12 protein-coding genes are annotated in these 16,702 nt (G+C 57.1%); 1 reads left to right on the plus strand and 11 read right to left on the minus strand.

Going from position 1 to position 16,702, the window contains the following annotated elements; translation table 11 throughout:
• Positions 1–120 precede the first annotated feature (120 nt).
• From BHAP_RS08850 to BHAP_RS08880, 6 genes are all read right to left on the minus strand, one after another.
• Entirely contained in the window at positions 121–3,735 is a 3,615-nt protein-coding gene (locus BHAP_RS08850; protein WP_094730340.1) for a helicase, read from the minus strand.
• Positions 3,736–3,743: 8 nt separating this feature from the next.
• A complete protein-coding gene (locus tag BHAP_RS08855) occupies positions 3,744–5,051 on the minus strand; it encodes a variant leucine-rich repeat-containing protein (protein ID WP_094730341.1) in 1,308 nt (435 codons plus the stop codon).
• 301 nt (positions 5,052–5,352) lie between these two features.
• Positions 5,353–5,736, minus strand: a complete 384-nt coding sequence (gene rplL, locus BHAP_RS08860) for a 50S ribosomal protein L7/L12 (RefSeq protein ID WP_044089143.1) — start codon at positions 5,734–5,736, stop codon at positions 5,353–5,355.
• Between the two features lie 126 nt (positions 5,737–5,862).
• A complete protein-coding gene (gene rplJ, locus BHAP_RS08865; RefSeq protein WP_094730342.1) occupies positions 5,863–6,384 on the minus strand; it encodes a 50S ribosomal protein L10 in 522 nt (173 codons plus the stop codon).
• 625 nt (positions 6,385–7,009) lie between these two features.
• Positions 7,010–8,335: an MFS transporter gene (locus tag BHAP_RS08875; RefSeq protein WP_094730343.1), complete on the minus strand. Its 1,326-nt coding sequence runs from the start codon at positions 8,333–8,335 to the stop codon at positions 7,010–7,012.
• Positions 8,336–8,610: 275 nt separating this feature from the next.
• Positions 8,611–10,005, minus strand: a complete 1,395-nt coding sequence (locus BHAP_RS08880; RefSeq protein WP_094730344.1) for an NCS2 family permease — start codon at positions 10,003–10,005, stop codon at positions 8,611–8,613.
• 190 nt (positions 10,006–10,195) lie between these two features.
• On the opposite strand from BHAP_RS08880, the gene BHAP_RS08885 reads away from it, so the two are divergent.
• Positions 10,196–11,176, plus strand: coding sequence for a hypothetical protein (locus BHAP_RS08885; RefSeq protein ID WP_244569370.1), 981 nt, complete (start codon positions 10,196–10,198; stop codon positions 11,174–11,176).
• A 390-nt stretch (positions 11,177–11,566) separates the two neighbouring features.
• On the opposite strand, the gene pstB is transcribed toward BHAP_RS08885, so the two are convergent.
• From pstB to BHAP_RS08910, 5 genes are all read right to left on the minus strand, one after another.
• On the minus strand, positions 11,567–12,346 hold the full coding sequence (gene pstB / locus BHAP_RS08890; RefSeq protein ID WP_094730345.1) for a phosphate ABC transporter ATP-binding protein PstB: 780 nt from the start codon (positions 12,344–12,346) through the stop codon (positions 11,567–11,569).
• Between the two features lie 43 nt (positions 12,347–12,389).
• Positions 12,390–13,388, minus strand: a complete 999-nt coding sequence (pstA, locus tag BHAP_RS08895; protein ID WP_094730346.1) for a phosphate ABC transporter permease PstA — start codon at positions 13,386–13,388, stop codon at positions 12,390–12,392.
• On the minus strand, positions 13,388–14,344 hold the full coding sequence (gene pstC, locus BHAP_RS08900; protein WP_094730347.1) for a phosphate ABC transporter permease subunit PstC: 957 nt from the start codon (positions 14,342–14,344) through the stop codon (positions 13,388–13,390). Before pstC ends, pstA begins: the two co-directional genes overlap by 1 nt.
• 126 nt (positions 14,345–14,470) lie before the next feature.
• Entirely contained in the window at positions 14,471–15,613 is a 1,143-nt protein-coding gene (pstS, locus tag BHAP_RS08905) for a phosphate ABC transporter substrate-binding protein PstS (RefSeq protein ID WP_094730348.1), read from the minus strand.
• A 382-nt stretch (positions 15,614–15,995) separates the two neighbouring features.
• On the minus strand, positions 15,996–16,700 hold the full coding sequence (locus BHAP_RS08910) for a response regulator transcription factor (protein ID WP_094730349.1): 705 nt from the start codon (positions 16,698–16,700) through the stop codon (positions 15,996–15,998).
• Between the last annotated feature and the right edge of the window lie 2 nt (positions 16,701–16,702).

A 16,702-nucleotide genomic window follows, 5' to 3' on the forward strand; every position in this document is an offset into this window, starting at 1 on the left:
CCGAACGAACCACTCTGTCGCCGCTATGATCACTGCGACCATCACGACCAGCAGTCGCACGAGTCTCATCACCGCTACGGTCACCATCGGCAACCGAATCGGTCACACCACTGTCGCCACTCATCGCGCCTCCTGATAGAGTTCGCTGATGCGCGTCACAATGCGGTCAACCTCTTTATCCGGGTTCACGAACGCAGCCACGCTCCACACGCTCATCACCGACCAACCCAGCGTCGCAAGATCCTGCATCATCAGACGATGCCGCTCACGCGTCGACTGCGTGCTCATAAATCGCACGTCGTCGGTCAACACGGCCAAAGCAAACGGCTTTCCGTGTACGCCAACCACGAGAGGAATCCGCATCCCACGGTCAAACCCATAGTTGACCGCCGCATTGAGCCCGCGCAACCGCAGTCGATCAGCCAAATCAGTGAACAACACGTTGTCGGCCGACGGCTCAGCCTCAGCCGTCACCGCACCGCTACCGTCACCATCACCGCCAAGCCCTTCAGCCCACGCGAGCACAGTTTTCAGCATCTTCGGCCCACTCTGATGAATGCGCTCGTCATCAAGATCAGCGGCAAGAATCGACGCAGTAATATCCACGTCTCGATCGGCGAGCGCAAGCGCGTCAAGCAACAGATGCTGCCCGTTATCACCTTCAAGCGCGCCGAACTGTTGCAAGAGGCGCCCGTGCATGGTTTTCGCATAGCAGATCGCCACAATCGCATCGGTCGCATGTGCTCCAGCCACGTCGCCAATATTGACAATGCGCACGTGCCGCAGGAATCGGCCCATCGACTGACTGCGCGTAGCCAGCGCTTTGAGTTCGGCGCCGAGCCGCGACCGGAACGTATCCGTCAAGCTGACGACGGTGAGCACGTAACTTGCTGGCACGATCGTAAAGCTCTTCGCGCGCTCGGTGATCAGTCGCACGACTTCGTCGATCTCGCCTTGTGAGGATTCAACCAAACCGCTTGTCATCACCGGCACACCGTTGCCTTCCACATAGTGGAATCGCACTGCTCCCTGTACGGTCGCCACATCGTGACGAACCGGCCCGTAACCGTGCGTTTCAAGGAAGGCGGTGAGTTTTGGCGAGCGACGCAGCGGATGAGAAATCGTCTCGATGCTCGGCAGTAGCTCGATTAACCGACGCAGGGCTGCGCATGTTACCGTTGCGCGATGTGCGAGTACAACGACGTGTCGAGCGCGCGCGAGAATCGTCAACAGTTCGATAGACGGCATGTGCGCGCCGGCGTCGATAATCGCCACGTCTGCGATCGGCTCGGCCGGCGTGAGCGCGGCCAGCGTGGACGGCGTCGCGACGAGAATCGGCTTTGCTGCGGCGAGAATCTGCCCGTAGTCACGTTGCACGCGACCGAACGACGCGCGCGACGAACCACCAGCGAGTACCGTATGCAGCTGATTCGCTTCCTGCGTGTGCGCGAACAGCAGATCGGAGAGCTTACGCATGGATTCTTGCGCCACCATCGGTCCGATCGAACGCACATGTTCCACGTCGACTTGCGCGAACCGATCGGCGGCGGCTTGCATCGCAGAACCGTCCTGATTGGAGATAATCGCAGACGACTGGACGATATTTTCGAACACTGTCGTCCACCATGCGAGCTGCAGTTCGCCGGACACCGCATCCGCGTCAACGCGACGATTACGCAGATCGTCAATCAGCTCAGTCAAACCAACCGAACGGAACTCCTGTTCAAGGCAGCAACGTTCCGGCAACGTATCAAGCGCACGACGATCGTCATACAAGGCTTTCAGGCGCGTTTCGACATCGTTGAAATCCGTCGCGTCGATATTGCCGCCAGCCGGCGTGGTAGCGAGTACCGTGTCGAGCGCGGTCATGCCTGCGGCGAGCGCTTCTTGCGTTTCGATAATCTCATCAAGTTTCGGCGGCAGTACTGGCCAGCCGCCGCGTGGCACGAACATATGCCACTGATCGGCCTGTTTGGAGACGACTTTCAACGCTTCGTGCAGGTTTTCGACCTGCGCGCCGACTCGCAGCAAGCTCTTCGCTTCTTTAATATGCCGGCGACGCTCCCAGAAGCCCATCGACGTACCTTCTGCTTTGCGCTCGGCTTTCGGCTTGCTGGCTTCGATCATCGCGTCGATGTCACGCTCGAAAATCTCCGGCTGAAACACGTCAAGCACGCGGCGCAAGTTTTTGAGCACCATGACTTGCCGACCCCATTCGCGCGCCGTGTTCGGCACCGGGAATCCGCATGTTTGCACGGTTGTCGTGACCTGATTGCGCGTGGCCGGCAGCAGCTTGTTCAAAAGATCGACCACATGCTGATACGCGTTAATCGCTTCTGTCTCGCTCGTCAACGATGCGCCGAACCATGCGGTATCGTCTGGCCCGATCGTAAACTCGCCAAGTTCGGCCGCGCGACGCATTTTGTCAGCCCACTCGTCAAGCCGCGAGGCAACAGCATGTGCGGTTTGTGTCTGCAAACGAACATGAGTCGCCGGATGTGTTGGAATCGACGCGATATGCGCAAGATTTTGGATAGTCTGATACGCGGAAACGCCCCACTGTTCGTTCGTGCCGTGCAAGTCGCCAAGATAACGCGTGAGCCGCGAGCGCACGCCGACTAGCTCATCGGCCAGTTGGTCGAAACGCGACGTGGCAACGCCCGGATGGAAACCAACCGCCGCAATCAGCTGCTGGTCAATCGCCGCAGCCGCACCTTCCGCAGCAATGTCGAGTGCTTGGCCGCCCATCTCGCCTTCGCTCACCGTCTGCTGGAAGCGACGCTTCTGTTCGGGCACGCACGGCACGTACAGTACTGTGCGACCGTTCATCACACAGCGCGACGCGATCGCCGCCGCCTGATCAGCACTGTCTTTGCCGACCTCGCCGTCCACAAATAAGCTACGTCCGCAAGCGGCCATATTCGCCGCGTAACGCACTGTATTATCGACATCGCCGATCTCGTATTCGCTGTGTGGATCGGCGTCGAACGGACTGTAATCCGGCATCGCAGGCTCTGTGAGCGCGTTTGCCGCATCCTCGTAGCCGGCGAGCGCATCCAGCAGATTGTTACCAGTATGACCTTGGTCAAGCTGGTCGATAATCCGCTGACTTTCAGCGAGCATCATCGACGACGGGTCAACGAAACAGCCGACTACAATCTGCCGTTCGATCTCAAAATCAGGAAACGCGACAACCGCCGCATCACTGATCGCACCGAACACAGCTGACGTGTCCGGAATACCGCTCGCATAGTGAGATCCGTCGAACAGTTCCTTCGCGCTCAACGTCACGCCGTGCTCGCGCATCGCCGCAACGAACGCTGTATTGAGTTCCACACGGCCGATAAATCGAATCGTTGTGCGCTGTGTCGTCTCGTCACGCGTCACGTCAACCGGGTACAGCAGGACCGGCATATGATTACCGTCCCAGACTGCGACACCGACCGTGAGCGAGAGTTCCGCAACACCGCTGACGCGCATTTTCGACGAACGATCATCCATCACGCGCTCAATACGACGGCCCGCGGCGCGCAACATCGCATTGTCGCGGAACAGCGCGTCAAGCGGCGCGTGACCGCTCGCAAATAGTTGCGCAATCCCAGAGGGATGCGCGTGCGTTAAATCAAGTTTGGCACCCAGCTGACTGATATCTTCCAGCGGGGACGGCAACAAGCCGCTGCGGTAGCGTTCACGCCACGCGCGAATATCGGCTAAGGCGTTCGTTGTATCGCTCATCGTGCACCTCACTTGCCTACCGCGCGGCGGTATTCCTCATAACCGGGATTGTCTGCGAGCGCTGCGTCAATGTCAGCGTCGCCGCGAGCCGCCAGCCACGCGTACAGATCATCGTACAGCGACGGGTTCATCGCAAGGAACGGCAACAGTTCGCGATGACGAGCCATGTTGAACTGGACCGAAAAATCAGTGGTATGTTTCGCATCGTCGGAGGTCAGGCCGTCGACTTCTACGGTTGGTTCCGGCTTGCGGAACTCGCCTTTGGCGACGCGATCGAAGACTGATCCTGGCTCGAACGCAGGCGTGTACGCGGGCTGCTGCGCCGGTTCGGCTGCTGAGGCAGGAGCCGTAATCGGCTGCTGGACAGCGGGTTGAGTTGAGGGAGTCGTTGCTTCGGACTGCACCGGCAGCTGGACTGCGGGCTGAACCGTAGGCTGTGCTGACTGTACTGACTGTGCCGACTGTACTGCTTGAGGCTGATCAGCAATCGCAGCGGCAGTCTGCTGAGTGGCGGCGACCTGCGCAGACGTATCAGCAACCGACGTAACCGGCGACGCATCCGGCAGGCGCGTTGTCATCGGTCGCGTCGCCTCCGACTGGTCAGACGACGACGGTAGTACATGTTCCATCGCGTCGACAAACAGATCACGCGGCTCCTGCGGCTTGACCGGTTCAACATGCAGCGGTACCGGGTTCGCGATCGCATCCGGACGATTCGCTTCGTCTAACGGAGCCACCATCGGCGTAAAGCTCTGCAATGCTGCCGCACGCAACTGGCTCGCACGATCAGCCACGCTACTCGCCGTAAACGCACTCGTCGGCTCGCCGGCACGCAAGTCAAGAATATCGTCAACCGACAAATCAGCCGCATCCGGTTCCGCCGGCTTCTCATCATCAGTCGCGTATGTAAACAAATCAGTTACCGCGGGCGACGGTTCCGGCTCAGGAGAATCTTCAACCTGTACAAAATCAACCGGAACATCACCGAACTGCATACGCACTGCAGTCGACGGCAACGGAAAATCAATATCCTCCGGCAAACGAATCAAATTACCGTCTTCGCGCACCAAATACGTACCGTTTGTCGAACGCATGTCGCGCAACGTTGCCACGCCGTTCGCCGACACGCGCAACACAGCGTGACGCTTCGACATAGACCGCGTTTCGTCACTGACTTCAAAACGCGGCACACCATCATCCGGCAGTGGACGAATCGGCTTACGACCGATCTCCAGACTCTGCGATGGCAGCACGCTCACCTGATCGCAGCCTTTGACCTTCACCAGCCACCTGCGAGACCGCTGTTCATCACTCACCGCGAGCCTTCCTTTCCTACCGTTGGTGCAACACACTATGTGCTATTGTGTCATGATTTTGCCGAATATGCGCACAATACGGCAATCCGTGCGGGTAACATTCACGCACAATATTCGATATGTACCCTATGTACCCTATGTGACCTATATGCCCTATGTGACCATACATATGTGATCACTACGACATATGTGATGGTGCGTCCGGCAAATGTGTGTAATACGACGAAGCCCCGCCTCACGCGCAATGCGCGAGACGGGACTTCGCAAAGCTTGCAATGCGCGGGCTTCACTCCCGCATACATTACTTGAGCTCGACGGTGGCGCCAGCCTCTTCCAGCTGAGCCTTAGCCTTCTCGGCGTCTTCCTTCTTAGCCTTCTCGAGGATGGCCTTCGGAGCGCCGTCAACCATAGCCTTGGCGTCAGCCAGGCCAGCGTTGGTGATGGCCTTGACAGCCTTGATGACCTGGATCTTCTTGTCGCCGACAGCGGTCAGGACGACGTCGAACTCGGTCTTCTCTTCCTCTTCAGCAGCAGCGCCAGCAGCCGGAGCAGCAGCGACAGCGGCAACCGGAGCGGCAGCCTCGACGTCGAACTTCTCCTCGAAGGCCTTGACGAACTCGGAGAGCTCGACGAGGGTCATTTCACCGAAAGCTTCCAGCAGCTCTTCGTTGGTGTACTTAGCCATGATGGCTTCCTTTCATTCTGGCGGCGGTTCTATATGCCTGTTGTGCTCAGTAATTGTGCTCGGCGAACCGGCCGTCTCAATGTGTTGTTATTTTCCGAATAATTCATGCGGCGAGCCGCACGGGAATCAAGCTGCCTTTTCCTGCTTTTCGCGCAGAGCGTCGATCGTGCGCACAGCCTTGGTCGGCACCGCGACGAACAGGTATGCGGCCTTGGCAGTCGTAGCCTTGAGGTCGCCGGCAAACTTGGCGAGCATCTGCGGACGAGACATCATGTCCGCAAGCTTCTTCGCACCCTCGCCGTCGTAGACGGTGCCATCGGCATAGCCGCCCGAGATAACGAGAGCCTTGTTGGTCTTGGCAAAGTCACGCAGCGTCTTTGCAGCCTCGATGAAGTCGCCCTTCACAAAAGTGATAGCGGTCGGGCCCTTGAGCAGGTCGTCAAGACCCTCAATGCCCGCTTCCTTAGCGGCAATGCGCGCCAGCGTGTTCTTAGCCACAGTGTAGGAAGTATCGCGGCCTAGCTTTTCACGCAGTTCGGAAACCTGCGGAACGGTAAGCCCGCGGTACTCGGTCAGGTAGACGGCATCGGCGTTACGGAATTGCTCCGTAAGCTGAGCGACCACCGCTTCCTTTTCGGGCCTCTTCATGGCGTTCCTTCCTAGATCGGCCGTTGATCTTTGTTTCGGTTCAGGAAGCGCTTGCATGGGCAATAAAAAAGCCCTGCGCACAGGCAGAGCAGCATCCGCTACATTATTCATCGTATTACGCGATGTGTAGCCACCCGCGAACGGGCTTATATCTCTCAACCTGCGCTGGCTTGGCGAACCAAACTTCGTGGGATATGTATCCCCAACCAACGGTCTGTGGTTTACGAGTGAATAAGATACGCCCGGGCCGCGACTTAGGCAACCCGGGCGTGTCGAGTATGATTTCTTATCTTCAACCCTATGTGCAGTGTGATATTCCGGCGGAGGTCTGCTGAGGTTCCGCCGGAATATCACGTTTTCAGGCCAAATTATGTGATATTCCGGCGGAGGTTGCATACACTTCCGCCGCAATATCACAAAAATTGGCCGGTTTTTGTGATATTCCGGCGGAACCTCCGCAGCCCTCCGCCGGAATGTCACATTTAGCACCCTGTTTTTGTGATATTCCGGCGGAACCTCCTCAGATCTCCGCCGGAATATCACAAAAAACCGGTCCTAAATGTGACATTCCGGCGGAGGTGCCCATATCTCGCGGCTCCCCTTGTCTTGGGAGCCGAGACAAAACTTACTTTGCGTAATCCTTGTTCTTGCTTTCCTTAATCAGGAACAGGGCAACGAGCGCAAGCACAGACATCACCACAAGGTACCAGCCCACGGACTGTACCGTGCCAGTCGCCTGCACGAGCGCAGTTGCGATCGTCGGAGCGAACGCACCACCGAGAATTGCGGCGAGGTTGTAGCTCAAACCAGCGCCAGAATAACGCACGCTGGTCGGGAACAGCTCAGGCAGATACGCGCCGCACGGTCCGAACAGCGCGCCCATGCAGCAAAAGCCGACGCACAGGAACATCATCACGGTGAGCACGTTGTGCTGCAGAGACGACATCGCGAAGAAGCCAAATACAAGCGTGCACAGCGTCGCCGTAATCAGTACCGTCTTGCGGCCGAGCTTGTCAGCATACAGGCAGGAAACAACGATGAAGATCGCGAAGAAGAACACCGACACCATCTGCATCGCGAGGTACTCGTTCTGCGTAAACGCCGGCTTCATCACCTTCACACCGTAGCTCAACGACCAGGTACCAAGTACGTAGAACAGCGAGTAAGTGATGCCCATTGCGAACGTGCCGAGCAGCACTTCCTTCCAGTACGGCACGAGCGCGCGCAGCGGGTGCTTGACCACGCGGTCTTCGGCAGCAGCTTGACGGAAGATCGGGGTTTCAGTCATGTGCAGACGCACGTACAGGCCGATCGCGACGAGCACAGCCGAGCACAGGAACGGGATACGCCAGCCCCACGCCTGCATCTGCTGCGGACCGAGAGCCGTATCGAGCACCAAGTTCAGACCGTACGCGCAGAAGAAACCGATCGGCGCGCCGAGGTTCGGGAAGGAACCGTAGAGTGCGCGCTTGTTCGCCGGAGCGTTCTCCGTAGCGACCAGCGCCGCGCCGGACCATTCGCCGGCGAGACCGACGCCTTGGCATGCGCGGCAGATGCACAGGATGATAATCGAAAGCACGCCGAGCTGCTCGTAACCGGGCAGGCATCCGACGAGGAACGTGGAAATACCCATCGTCATAAGGGCGACGACGAGCGTGGTCTTGCGGCCGATCTTGTCACCGAAATGACCGAACAGCATGGAGCCGAACGGGCGAGCAAGGAACGACACTGCGAACGTCAGGAACGCGAGCATAGTGCCGATAGCTGGGTTCGCTTTAGTTGCGGCCGGGAAGAAAATCGCGCCGAAATAGCTGGCGGATGCGATGGAATAGCAGTAGTTGTCGTAGAACTCAATGGCGGTACCGACCATTGACGCGGCGATGATTTCAGGTACAGAATCTCGTTTATCAGAAACTTGCGATTGTGATGACGCGACTGCGGTTGCCGACATGATGCGTCTCTTCTCCTCATATATTACGATTGCAATCTCGCCGCTGCGGGGAACCGGGATATGGTCCACGTCCGCAGCGGTCAAGATACCGCACAAGCGCATGCGACGACCGCATCATGGGCTTTTGGCCAGCGGTGCCGCACACCGCTGTGCTGATGTATGAGTGTGGCCTATAACCAGTCAGAACGGAAGACTCTGACCACATAGTGAACGCGCACTCCCCACAAAAAAGTCCCCGCCGGAATAATCCAACGGGGACAATATCAATCAGCCGATCACAGTACGGCGTTCAAAATGAAGTCGAGCACGAACAGGATCGCAACAACCCAAATCACCGGGTGCACCTTGTTCGCCTTCTTCTTGCAGGTCATCACGATGCAGTACATGATGAAACCGCCGGCGATACCGTACGAAATCGAGTACGAGAAGGCCATGAACACAGCCGCGAAGAACGCCGGAATCGCCTCGGTAATATCATCCCAAGCGATTTCCTTAAGCGAAGCAGCCATCATGCAGCCGACGATCACGAGAACGCCAGCAGTCGCAGCGGACGGCACCGCGGAAATCACCGGAGACAGGAACGCAGACAGCGCGAAGCAGATCGCAACGACCACCGACGTCAAACCAGTGCGACCGCCGGCCGCGATACCAGCCGACGACTCAACATACGTAGTCGTGTTCGACGTACCGCAGATCGCACCGATCGACGTTGCGATCGAATCAGCAAACAGCGCGCGATCCATCTTCGAGGAGAAGCCGGAACCGTTTTCGAGCGCCTTCTCGTCCTCCGCAGAGAAGATGCCAGTGCGGCGACCGGTGCCGATGAACGTGCCGATCGTGTCGAACGTGTCGGACATCGAGAACGCGAAAATCGTCACGATCACAAGCGGCAGGCGAGCCACGTCAGAGAACAGAGCCGGGAAGCCAGCACCCGTGAAAATCACGCCGAACGTCTGCGGAAGCTGCGCGAACGTGTCACCGATCGACACCGACTGACCGAAATTCGTCACGCCGAACGGAATACCGACGATCGTGGTGAGCGCGATTGCCAACAGCATGCCGCCCTTGACTTTGAGCACAGTAAACACGATCGCCAGCAGCAAACCGATCAGGAACACCCACAGAACCTTGTCGTTGAACGTGGCAAGACCCGGCGTCGCAGCAACCGCGCCACCCTTCGCAGCAGCCTTCGGATCGCCCGGCGTGAACTTGATCAGGCCAACGTTGAGCATGCCAACATACGCGACGAACAGACCGATACCGCCGCCGATCGCATGCTGCAACATTTCAGGAATCGCCTGAATAATCATCTTACGAATCTTGGTAACGGTGATCACGATATTGATCAGGCCGCACAGGAACACCATGCACAGCGTCTCCTGCCAAGTGAAACCGAGGCCGAAGCAGACCGTGTACGTGAAGAACGCGTTCAGACCCATGCCAGCGGCCTGCGCGTACGGAACGTTAGCGAACAGACCCATGATGAGCGTGCCGATGATCGCGGCGATAATCGTCGCGAGGAACACACCACCCCACGGCATACCGGTCTGGCTCAGAATCTGCGGATTGACGACGATAATGTAGCTCATGGCGAAGAACGTGGTCAGACCGGCCATGACCTCAGTGGACACGGTGGTGCCGTTCTCCTTCAGATGGAAGAACTTCTCCATATATCTCTGCTTCCTTTTCTTGGGTTGTTAGGGACTCAAGCGCCTTGCGGTGATGCGTCCCAGCGAGAATCGCGACTCGCTGTTCGCGTGAACGCGCTTACCATAGCACCGGCGTAAGTCATGGAGGTTTCGTGAATGCGTCTCGCATGTCGAGCGGTCGGTACATCTTTCTTTAATCGTCTATCCTGTAATGAAGTTATCCACATATCCACAATTCGCGACTGCGCACGTCGCGCATCAACCAGCAATCCGCTACAGTCAGCACATGGACGACTCCACGCTCATGCAGTCACTCGCCGAACACCAAGCCGCGATGATTCGACGATGTGTAGACGAAACGCAACGATTACAGCGCAAGCTACTGTTCGGTATGACCACATCACTCGCGTTACAATCCATTGCGCAACCCGACCACTGCGATCTTGACACCAGCCTGTTGCATACCGTCTCTAGGACCTCAGCCAAACGTGTTCGGACTGTTAAATCTTCAAGTGAAGCGCACATCTGGAAATACGTCAACGAGGACGCATGTGTTCAAATCAGTACCAATGTCTACACACTTGACTTGCTGCACACATGGGCACAGTTGTCCACTCATCTTCCGCTCATAGACCTTGTGATTCTCGGCGATGCGATTCTTACACGACGGGATGCTCCATCATCTTGTCTTGCGGAATTTACTCGCAATCTTGGGTACTTCCGAGGCAAGCAACAGTGTCGGCAAGCGGCAAAACTCGTGAGTACACGAGTGCAATCGCCAATGGAAACAAAAGTGCGCCTTGCAGCATCTCGCCACGGACTGCCGAAAGCGGTTACTAATTACACCGTACCTGATGCGCGATTCTCATCAGGCATTGATATGACGCTGGACTTGGCATGGCCAAACTACCGCGTTGCAGTCGAATATGACGGTGATCATCATCGCACTGATAAAACACAATGGCGGCGGGACAGGGAGAAACGTGAATATTTGCAAAGTCACGAGTGGATTATCATGTCTATCACAGCCGCGAATGTGGCGGATGATATGGCACGCGCCGAATTTGCGCTTCGTCTTGCGCGATATCTTGCCAATCGCGGGGCAACATTTACGTTCAAGGTTTTGGCGATGAGTTTAGAAGAGACTGCACGGTTGCAGGATGCTGAGAATACTGACAAGAAACCACGATAGGGGGGTAGAAATACGTACGAGGATTCGAAAAATTTGTCTCCAAATTACATATAGAGGATATTACAGTTTTGGAGACAAGCATCGCATGTGACTGATGTTGCTAGCAAAATGCAAAATGGCGGAATTCCAATGATTTGCGAAACTCACGGATTGTCTTTACTTACGAAAAGTGGCAAATTAAACGATTTGGAGACAGAAATTTTGTCTCCAAATTTGGGATAGACCTCATTTTTTATTTGGAGACACTTCGAGGCTATGTGCGTGGCGGAAAACGCTCGCTAAGCGTGTCGCCAGCGAGCGTTTTCCGCCACGCAGTATGGGCGAACGCTCATATTAACCATCAATACGCAAAAAAGCCTCGCACAAGGCGAGGCTTTCCAGACGGCAATATCAGCCGAAGCGGCCGGAGACGTAGCGCTCGGCCTCTTCGTTCTGCGGGTTGTTGAACATCGTGGTGGTATCCGCGAAGTACTCAAGGTGACCAGGCTGGCCAACGGCCTTGAGGTTGAAGAACGCGGTGTAATCAGCGATACGAGCAGCCTGCTGCATGTTGTGGGTCACGATCACGATCGTGTAATCGCCCTTGAGCTCCTGAATCAGGTCCTCAACAGCGAGCGTCGAGATCGGGTCCAGAGCGGAGCACGGCTCGTCCATCAGCAGCACCTGCGGGTGCACGGCAACGGCACGCGCGATGCACAGACGCTGCTGCTGACCACCGGACAGACCAATACCCGGGTTGTCAAGACGATCCTTGACTTCGTTCCACAGATTAGCGCCGCGCAGAGCCCACTCAACAAGATCGTCCGCGTCAGACTTGGAGATCTTACGGTTGTTCAGGCGCACACCAGCGAGCACGTTCTCACGAATCGACATCGTCGGGAACGGGTTCGGGCGCTGGAACACCATGCCGACGTCACGACGCACGGACACCGGGTCCACGTCCTTGTCGTACAGGTTCTTGCCTTCGAGCAGCACCTCACCCTTGACGTGAGCGCCAGGGATGATCTCGTGCATACGGTCGAGGGTGCGCAGCACGGTCGACTTGCCACAGCCGGACGGTCCGATGAACGCGGTCACCTTGTTCGGCTCAATGTTGATGTTCACATCTTCCACAGCGAGGAAGTCACCGTAGTAGATATTCAGATGGTTGACATCAATGCGTTGTCCCATTTGAATTCCTTATTTGTTATTGACAGTGCGATCAACAGTGCGATCAGCGTTCGGACTTCACGGCGAAGACCTTCGCCACGAGACGGCCGATACCGTTGAGGATGAGGACGATCAGGATCAGCACGAGAGCAGCAGCCCACGAACGCTCCATAGGGATCGTCGTGACGCAAGCGGCGGTCGCGTTAGCCGGGCAGTTAGCGTTGAGCTTGGAGTACTCCTGATAGACGTACACAGGCAGCGTGGTCATCTTACCTGCGAACAGGTTGGCGTTCGTAGACGCAATGTAACCAGCGGTCATGAGCAGCGGAGCAGTCTCACCAATGACACGAGCGATTGCGAGGATGCAGCCAGAGACGATACCCGGCAGTGCGGTGCGCAGCACGATCTTGGTGATCGTACGCTGCTTGGTGACGCCGAGTGCGTAGGAGGCTTCACGCAGATCGTTCGGGACGATCTTGAGCATTTCCTCGCTGGACTTGACGACGGTCGGCAGCATCAGCAAGGAGAGAGAAACAGAACCTGCGAAGCCGTTGACCGAGCCAGGTCCGATGAGGATCGTGAACACTGAGAACGCGAACAGACCAGCGACGATGGACGGGATACCGCTCATGACGTCGACGAGCAGCGTGATGGTCTGTGCCAGCTTGCCGCCGTGTGCGTATTCGACGAGGTAGACCGCGCACATCAAGCCGATGGGGATGGAGATAACCATTGCGCCGGCAGTGATTTCGAGCGTACCGATGATGGCGTGGACCACACCACCGTAGCCGCCGGACGGAGTCGGGTTACCACCGACCACACCGGTCATGTTGTAGGTCAGGAAGTTGAGGTTCAGACGCTTCAAACCATTGACCAACGTGGTCCACAGGACGGAAACCAGCGGGATGCAGGCGACCACGAACGCGAGGGCGATCAGGACGGTCATAATGGCATCCTTGCGCTTACGCGATGCGATCAGCGAGCGGGTCGGCTTGAACTTGTCGAAGTCGATGGTAGGCGCGCCGTCGAGCGAAGCCTTGGGATCTACAGTCAGGTCAGCCATCATGCAACCTTCTTCTCAGTGATACGGCGTGCGATGTAGTTCACCACAAACGTGATGAGGAACAGGACAAGACCGGTACCGATCAGGACCGACACACCAAGTTCGTTGGCTTCAGGGTACTGAGCAGCGATGTTTGCAGCGATAGTCTGGTTCTGCGATGCCTGCAGCAGCTTGAACGAGTAGGTCAAGCCCGGAGACAGGATCATCAAGACGGCCATCGTCTCACCAAGTGCACGGCCGAGGCCCAGCATGGAAGCGGAAACCACACCAGACTTACCGAACGGAAGTACGGCGAGCTTGATCATTTCCCACTTGGTTGCGCCGAGTGCGAGAGCGGCTTCCTGCTGCAGACGCGGAGCCTGCAGGAAGATATCGCGCGACAGCGAGGTGATGATCGGCAGGATCATGACGGCGAGCACGACGGCGACAGTTGCGACCGTACGAGACGGATTCGCGGCAGGACCGTTGAACAGCGGGATGACGCCGAGGTAGGTTGCCACCCAGTTCCAGAACGGGTAGATGGCCGGGACCAGAATCAGGCCGCCCCACAGACCGTAGATAACGGACGGAATTGCGGCGAGCAGATCGACCACGTAGCTGAGCGCGGTGGCGAGGTTCTTCGGTGCGTAATGCGAAATGAACAACGCAATACCGATCGAGATGAAGAACGAAATGATCAGGGCGAGGGCAGAAACGAGCACGGTACCGAAAAGCAGCGGCCCAACGTAGCCCCAGAAGTTTGATGCCTTACCACCGGTGAAATCAGAGATGGTCTGGCTGTTGGCACCTTGATCACCACCGATAAGCGGCCATGCCTGCACCAGCAGGAAGAGGAAGACAGCAGCGAGCACCACGAGGATCAGGATGCCGCAGGCATATGCGATGCCCCTGAACACCTTATCCGCGGTCTTGCCGCTGGCGGCCGGCATAACGGCCGCAGAGCTTTGCGAACTCACAGGTTCTCCTTATTACGGGTTACCAGTTTGTTGATGATTCTTTAAGAACGGGATTCAGGCCGCAACCGCACTATGGCAGCTGCGGCCTGAATTTACCGACCTTGAATGCTGTTAGTCAGCACCGAATCACTTGGTCTTGATGGCCTCGATGGAAGCGGCATCCTTCTGAGCGAGGGAATCCGGCAGCGGGGCGGAGCCAGCAGCGGAAGCAGCAGCCTGCTGACCTTCGGAGCTGGTGACGTAGGTCAGCCAAGCCTTGACGAATTCAGCGGTCTTGGTGTCCTTGTACTCCGGGCAAGCGATCATGTAGGAAACCAGAACGATCGGGTAAGCACCCTCGGTGGTGGTCTGGTGGTTGATCTTCACGACGACACGGTTGTCACCGGTTGCGGAGCTGTCGAGCTCGGAATCGTCGATGACCTTGGAGCCACCGTCAGCGGAGATCTCGTTGTACTTGTCGCCAACCTTGACAGCAACGGTGCCGAGGTCGCCAACAGCGGAGAAGTCAGCGTAACCGATGGTACCGTCAGCCTGCTTGACGGTGTTCACCACACCAGAGGTACCCTTAGCGCCCTGACCAACCTCGTTCGGCCAGTTCTCGGACAGGTCGTAGCTCCATGCATCAGGAGCAGCATCCTTGAAGTAGCTCACGAAGTTCTGGGTGGTGCCGGACTTATCGGAACGGTGCACGACGGTGATCGCGGTGTCAGGCAGGGACAGATCCTTGTTCTGATCAGCGATGGCCGGGTCGTTCCACTTGGTGATCTTGCCGTCGAAGATCTTGGCGATGGTAGCAGCGTCCATGTTGATGTGCTTGCCAGCGTCGGAGATGCCCTTGAGGTTGAAGATCACGGCGATCGGGGAGATGTAGACCGGGATGTCGAAAGCAGCGCCGGAAGCGCAGACGGACTCGGACTTCTTCACATCGTCTTCGGAGAGAGCCTTATCGGAGCCAGCCCAAGCGGTAGCACCGGTCAGGAAGGTCTTGACACCAGCGCCAGAACCGGACGGATCGTAAGCGATCTTTGCGTCCGGGTTGGTGCCCTGGAAGCCAGCAACCCAAGCCTCAACAGCAGCCTGCTGAGAGGAAGCACCAGCACCGTTGAAGTTGCCGGAGATCGGCTCTGCCTTGGTGGTGGATTCAGTGGAAGTGTTAGAAGAATTGTTGCCGTTGGAGGCGGTGGTGTTGTCACCGCAGGCAGCGAGGGAAGCCAGCATCGCGATACCAGAAATGGCCGCGATGGAGCGGAAAAGCACATTCTTGCGCATGTCTATTCTCTCTATTCTGTCAATCAATCTTTTTGACAATTCAAGCCTATGGGAGATTTTGCGCTTCGATATCCAAAATCGGTGAACGTAAGATGAACAGTTGCCAATCAATCCGACTACGCCGTAGCTACGTTGCTTTCAGCGGGGATGGGGATGTGCGTGCGCAACATACACGCGTGGCGGTTTTCTCTCGCTGCGGTGCCCGCCAGCGAGAGAAAACCGCCACTGCGGCCGTCTGAGCACTGTGAGTGGCGGAAATGTCTCGCTTAGCGGTAGCTAAGCGAGACATTTCCGCCACTCACAGCAGCAGCGCGTTAGTAATTACAGGACGAGCTGGCCGTGCGCACCAGCGCACGCGCTGAACACAGTGTGATGCGAAGCATCACTCCGTTGGACTATCGATCTTATACCCGAGGCCGCGCACGGTGGTCAGGTACTTGGGGTGCGCCGGATCGACTTCGATCTTGGCGCGCACACGCTTGACGTGCACGTCAAGCGTCTTCGTGTCGCCAACATAATCCGAACCCCAAATGCGGTCGATGAGCTGGTGGCGCGTCATCACGCGACCCTTGTTCTGCATGAGATACTCAAGCAGTTCAAATTCCTTCAGCGGGAAGAACACGTTCTCGCCGCGCACCGATACCTGATGCTGACCGATGTGCATCACAATATCGCCGCACGTCAGTGGCATATCGCCGTCCACGCTACCCGCAACTTCAGCGACCATCTGATTGCGCCGCAGTACTGCACGAATACGCGCGAGCAACTCACGGAACGAGTACGGTTTCGTCACGTAATCATCCGCACCGATTTCAAGTCCCACGACTTTGTCGATTTCCGCGCTTTTTGCGGTGAGCATGATGATTGGCACGCGGCTTTGCTCACGAATACGACGGCACAGTGCGGTTCCGTCGAGTCCTGGCAGCATGAGATCAAGCAGGATCAAGTCATACCCGCCTTGAGTGAATAATTCCAACCCTTCTTCGCCGGTTGCGGCCGCGGATACGTCGTAACCTTCACGCGTAAGCTGGTACACCAATGGTTCTCGATACGATTCCTCGTCTTCGACGATGAGAATGCGGGTCATGT

This window comes from Bifidobacterium hapali (genome assembly GCF_002259755.1).
Lineage (GTDB): Bacteria > Actinomycetota > Actinomycetes > Actinomycetales > Bifidobacteriaceae > Bifidobacterium > Bifidobacterium hapali.

What these genes read in the sequence shown, in the direction of transcription:
- pstB (WP_094730345.1), bottom strand. Translation starts at nt 12,346, where the DNA reads ATGGGACAACGCATTGATGTCAACCATCTGAATATCTACTACGGTGAC.
- BHAP_RS08885 (WP_244569370.1), top strand. Translation starts at nt 10,196, where the DNA reads ATGAAGTTATCCACATATCCACAATTCGCGACTGCGCACGTCGCGCAT.
- BHAP_RS08880 (WP_094730344.1), bottom strand. Translation starts at nt 10,005, where the DNA reads ATGGAGAAGTTCTTCCATCTGAAGGAGAACGGCACCACCGTGTCCACT.
- rplJ (WP_094730342.1), bottom strand. Translation starts at nt 6,384, where the DNA reads ATGAAGAGGCCCGAAAAGGAAGCGGTGGTCGCTCAGCTTACGGAGCAA.
- pstS (WP_094730348.1), bottom strand. Translation starts at nt 15,613, where the DNA reads ATGCGCAAGAATGTGCTTTTCCGCTCCATCGCGGCCATTTCTGGTATC.
- BHAP_RS08910 (WP_094730349.1), bottom strand. Translation starts at nt 16,700, where the DNA reads ATGACCCGCATTCTCATCGTCGAAGACGAGGAATCGTATCGAGAACCA.
- rplL (WP_044089143.1), bottom strand. Translation starts at nt 5,736, where the DNA reads ATGGCTAAGTACACCAACGAAGAGCTGCTGGAAGCTTTCGGTGAAATG.
- pstA (WP_094730346.1), bottom strand. Translation starts at nt 13,388, where the DNA reads ATGGCTGACCTGACTGTAGATCCCAAGGCTTCGCTCGACGGCGCGCCT.
- BHAP_RS08850 (WP_094730340.1), bottom strand. Translation starts at nt 3,735, where the DNA reads ATGAGCGATACAACGAACGCCTTAGCCGATATTCGCGCGTGGCGTGAA.
- BHAP_RS08875 (WP_094730343.1), bottom strand. Translation starts at nt 8,335, where the DNA reads ATGTCGGCAACCGCAGTCGCGTCATCACAATCGCAAGTTTCTGATAAA.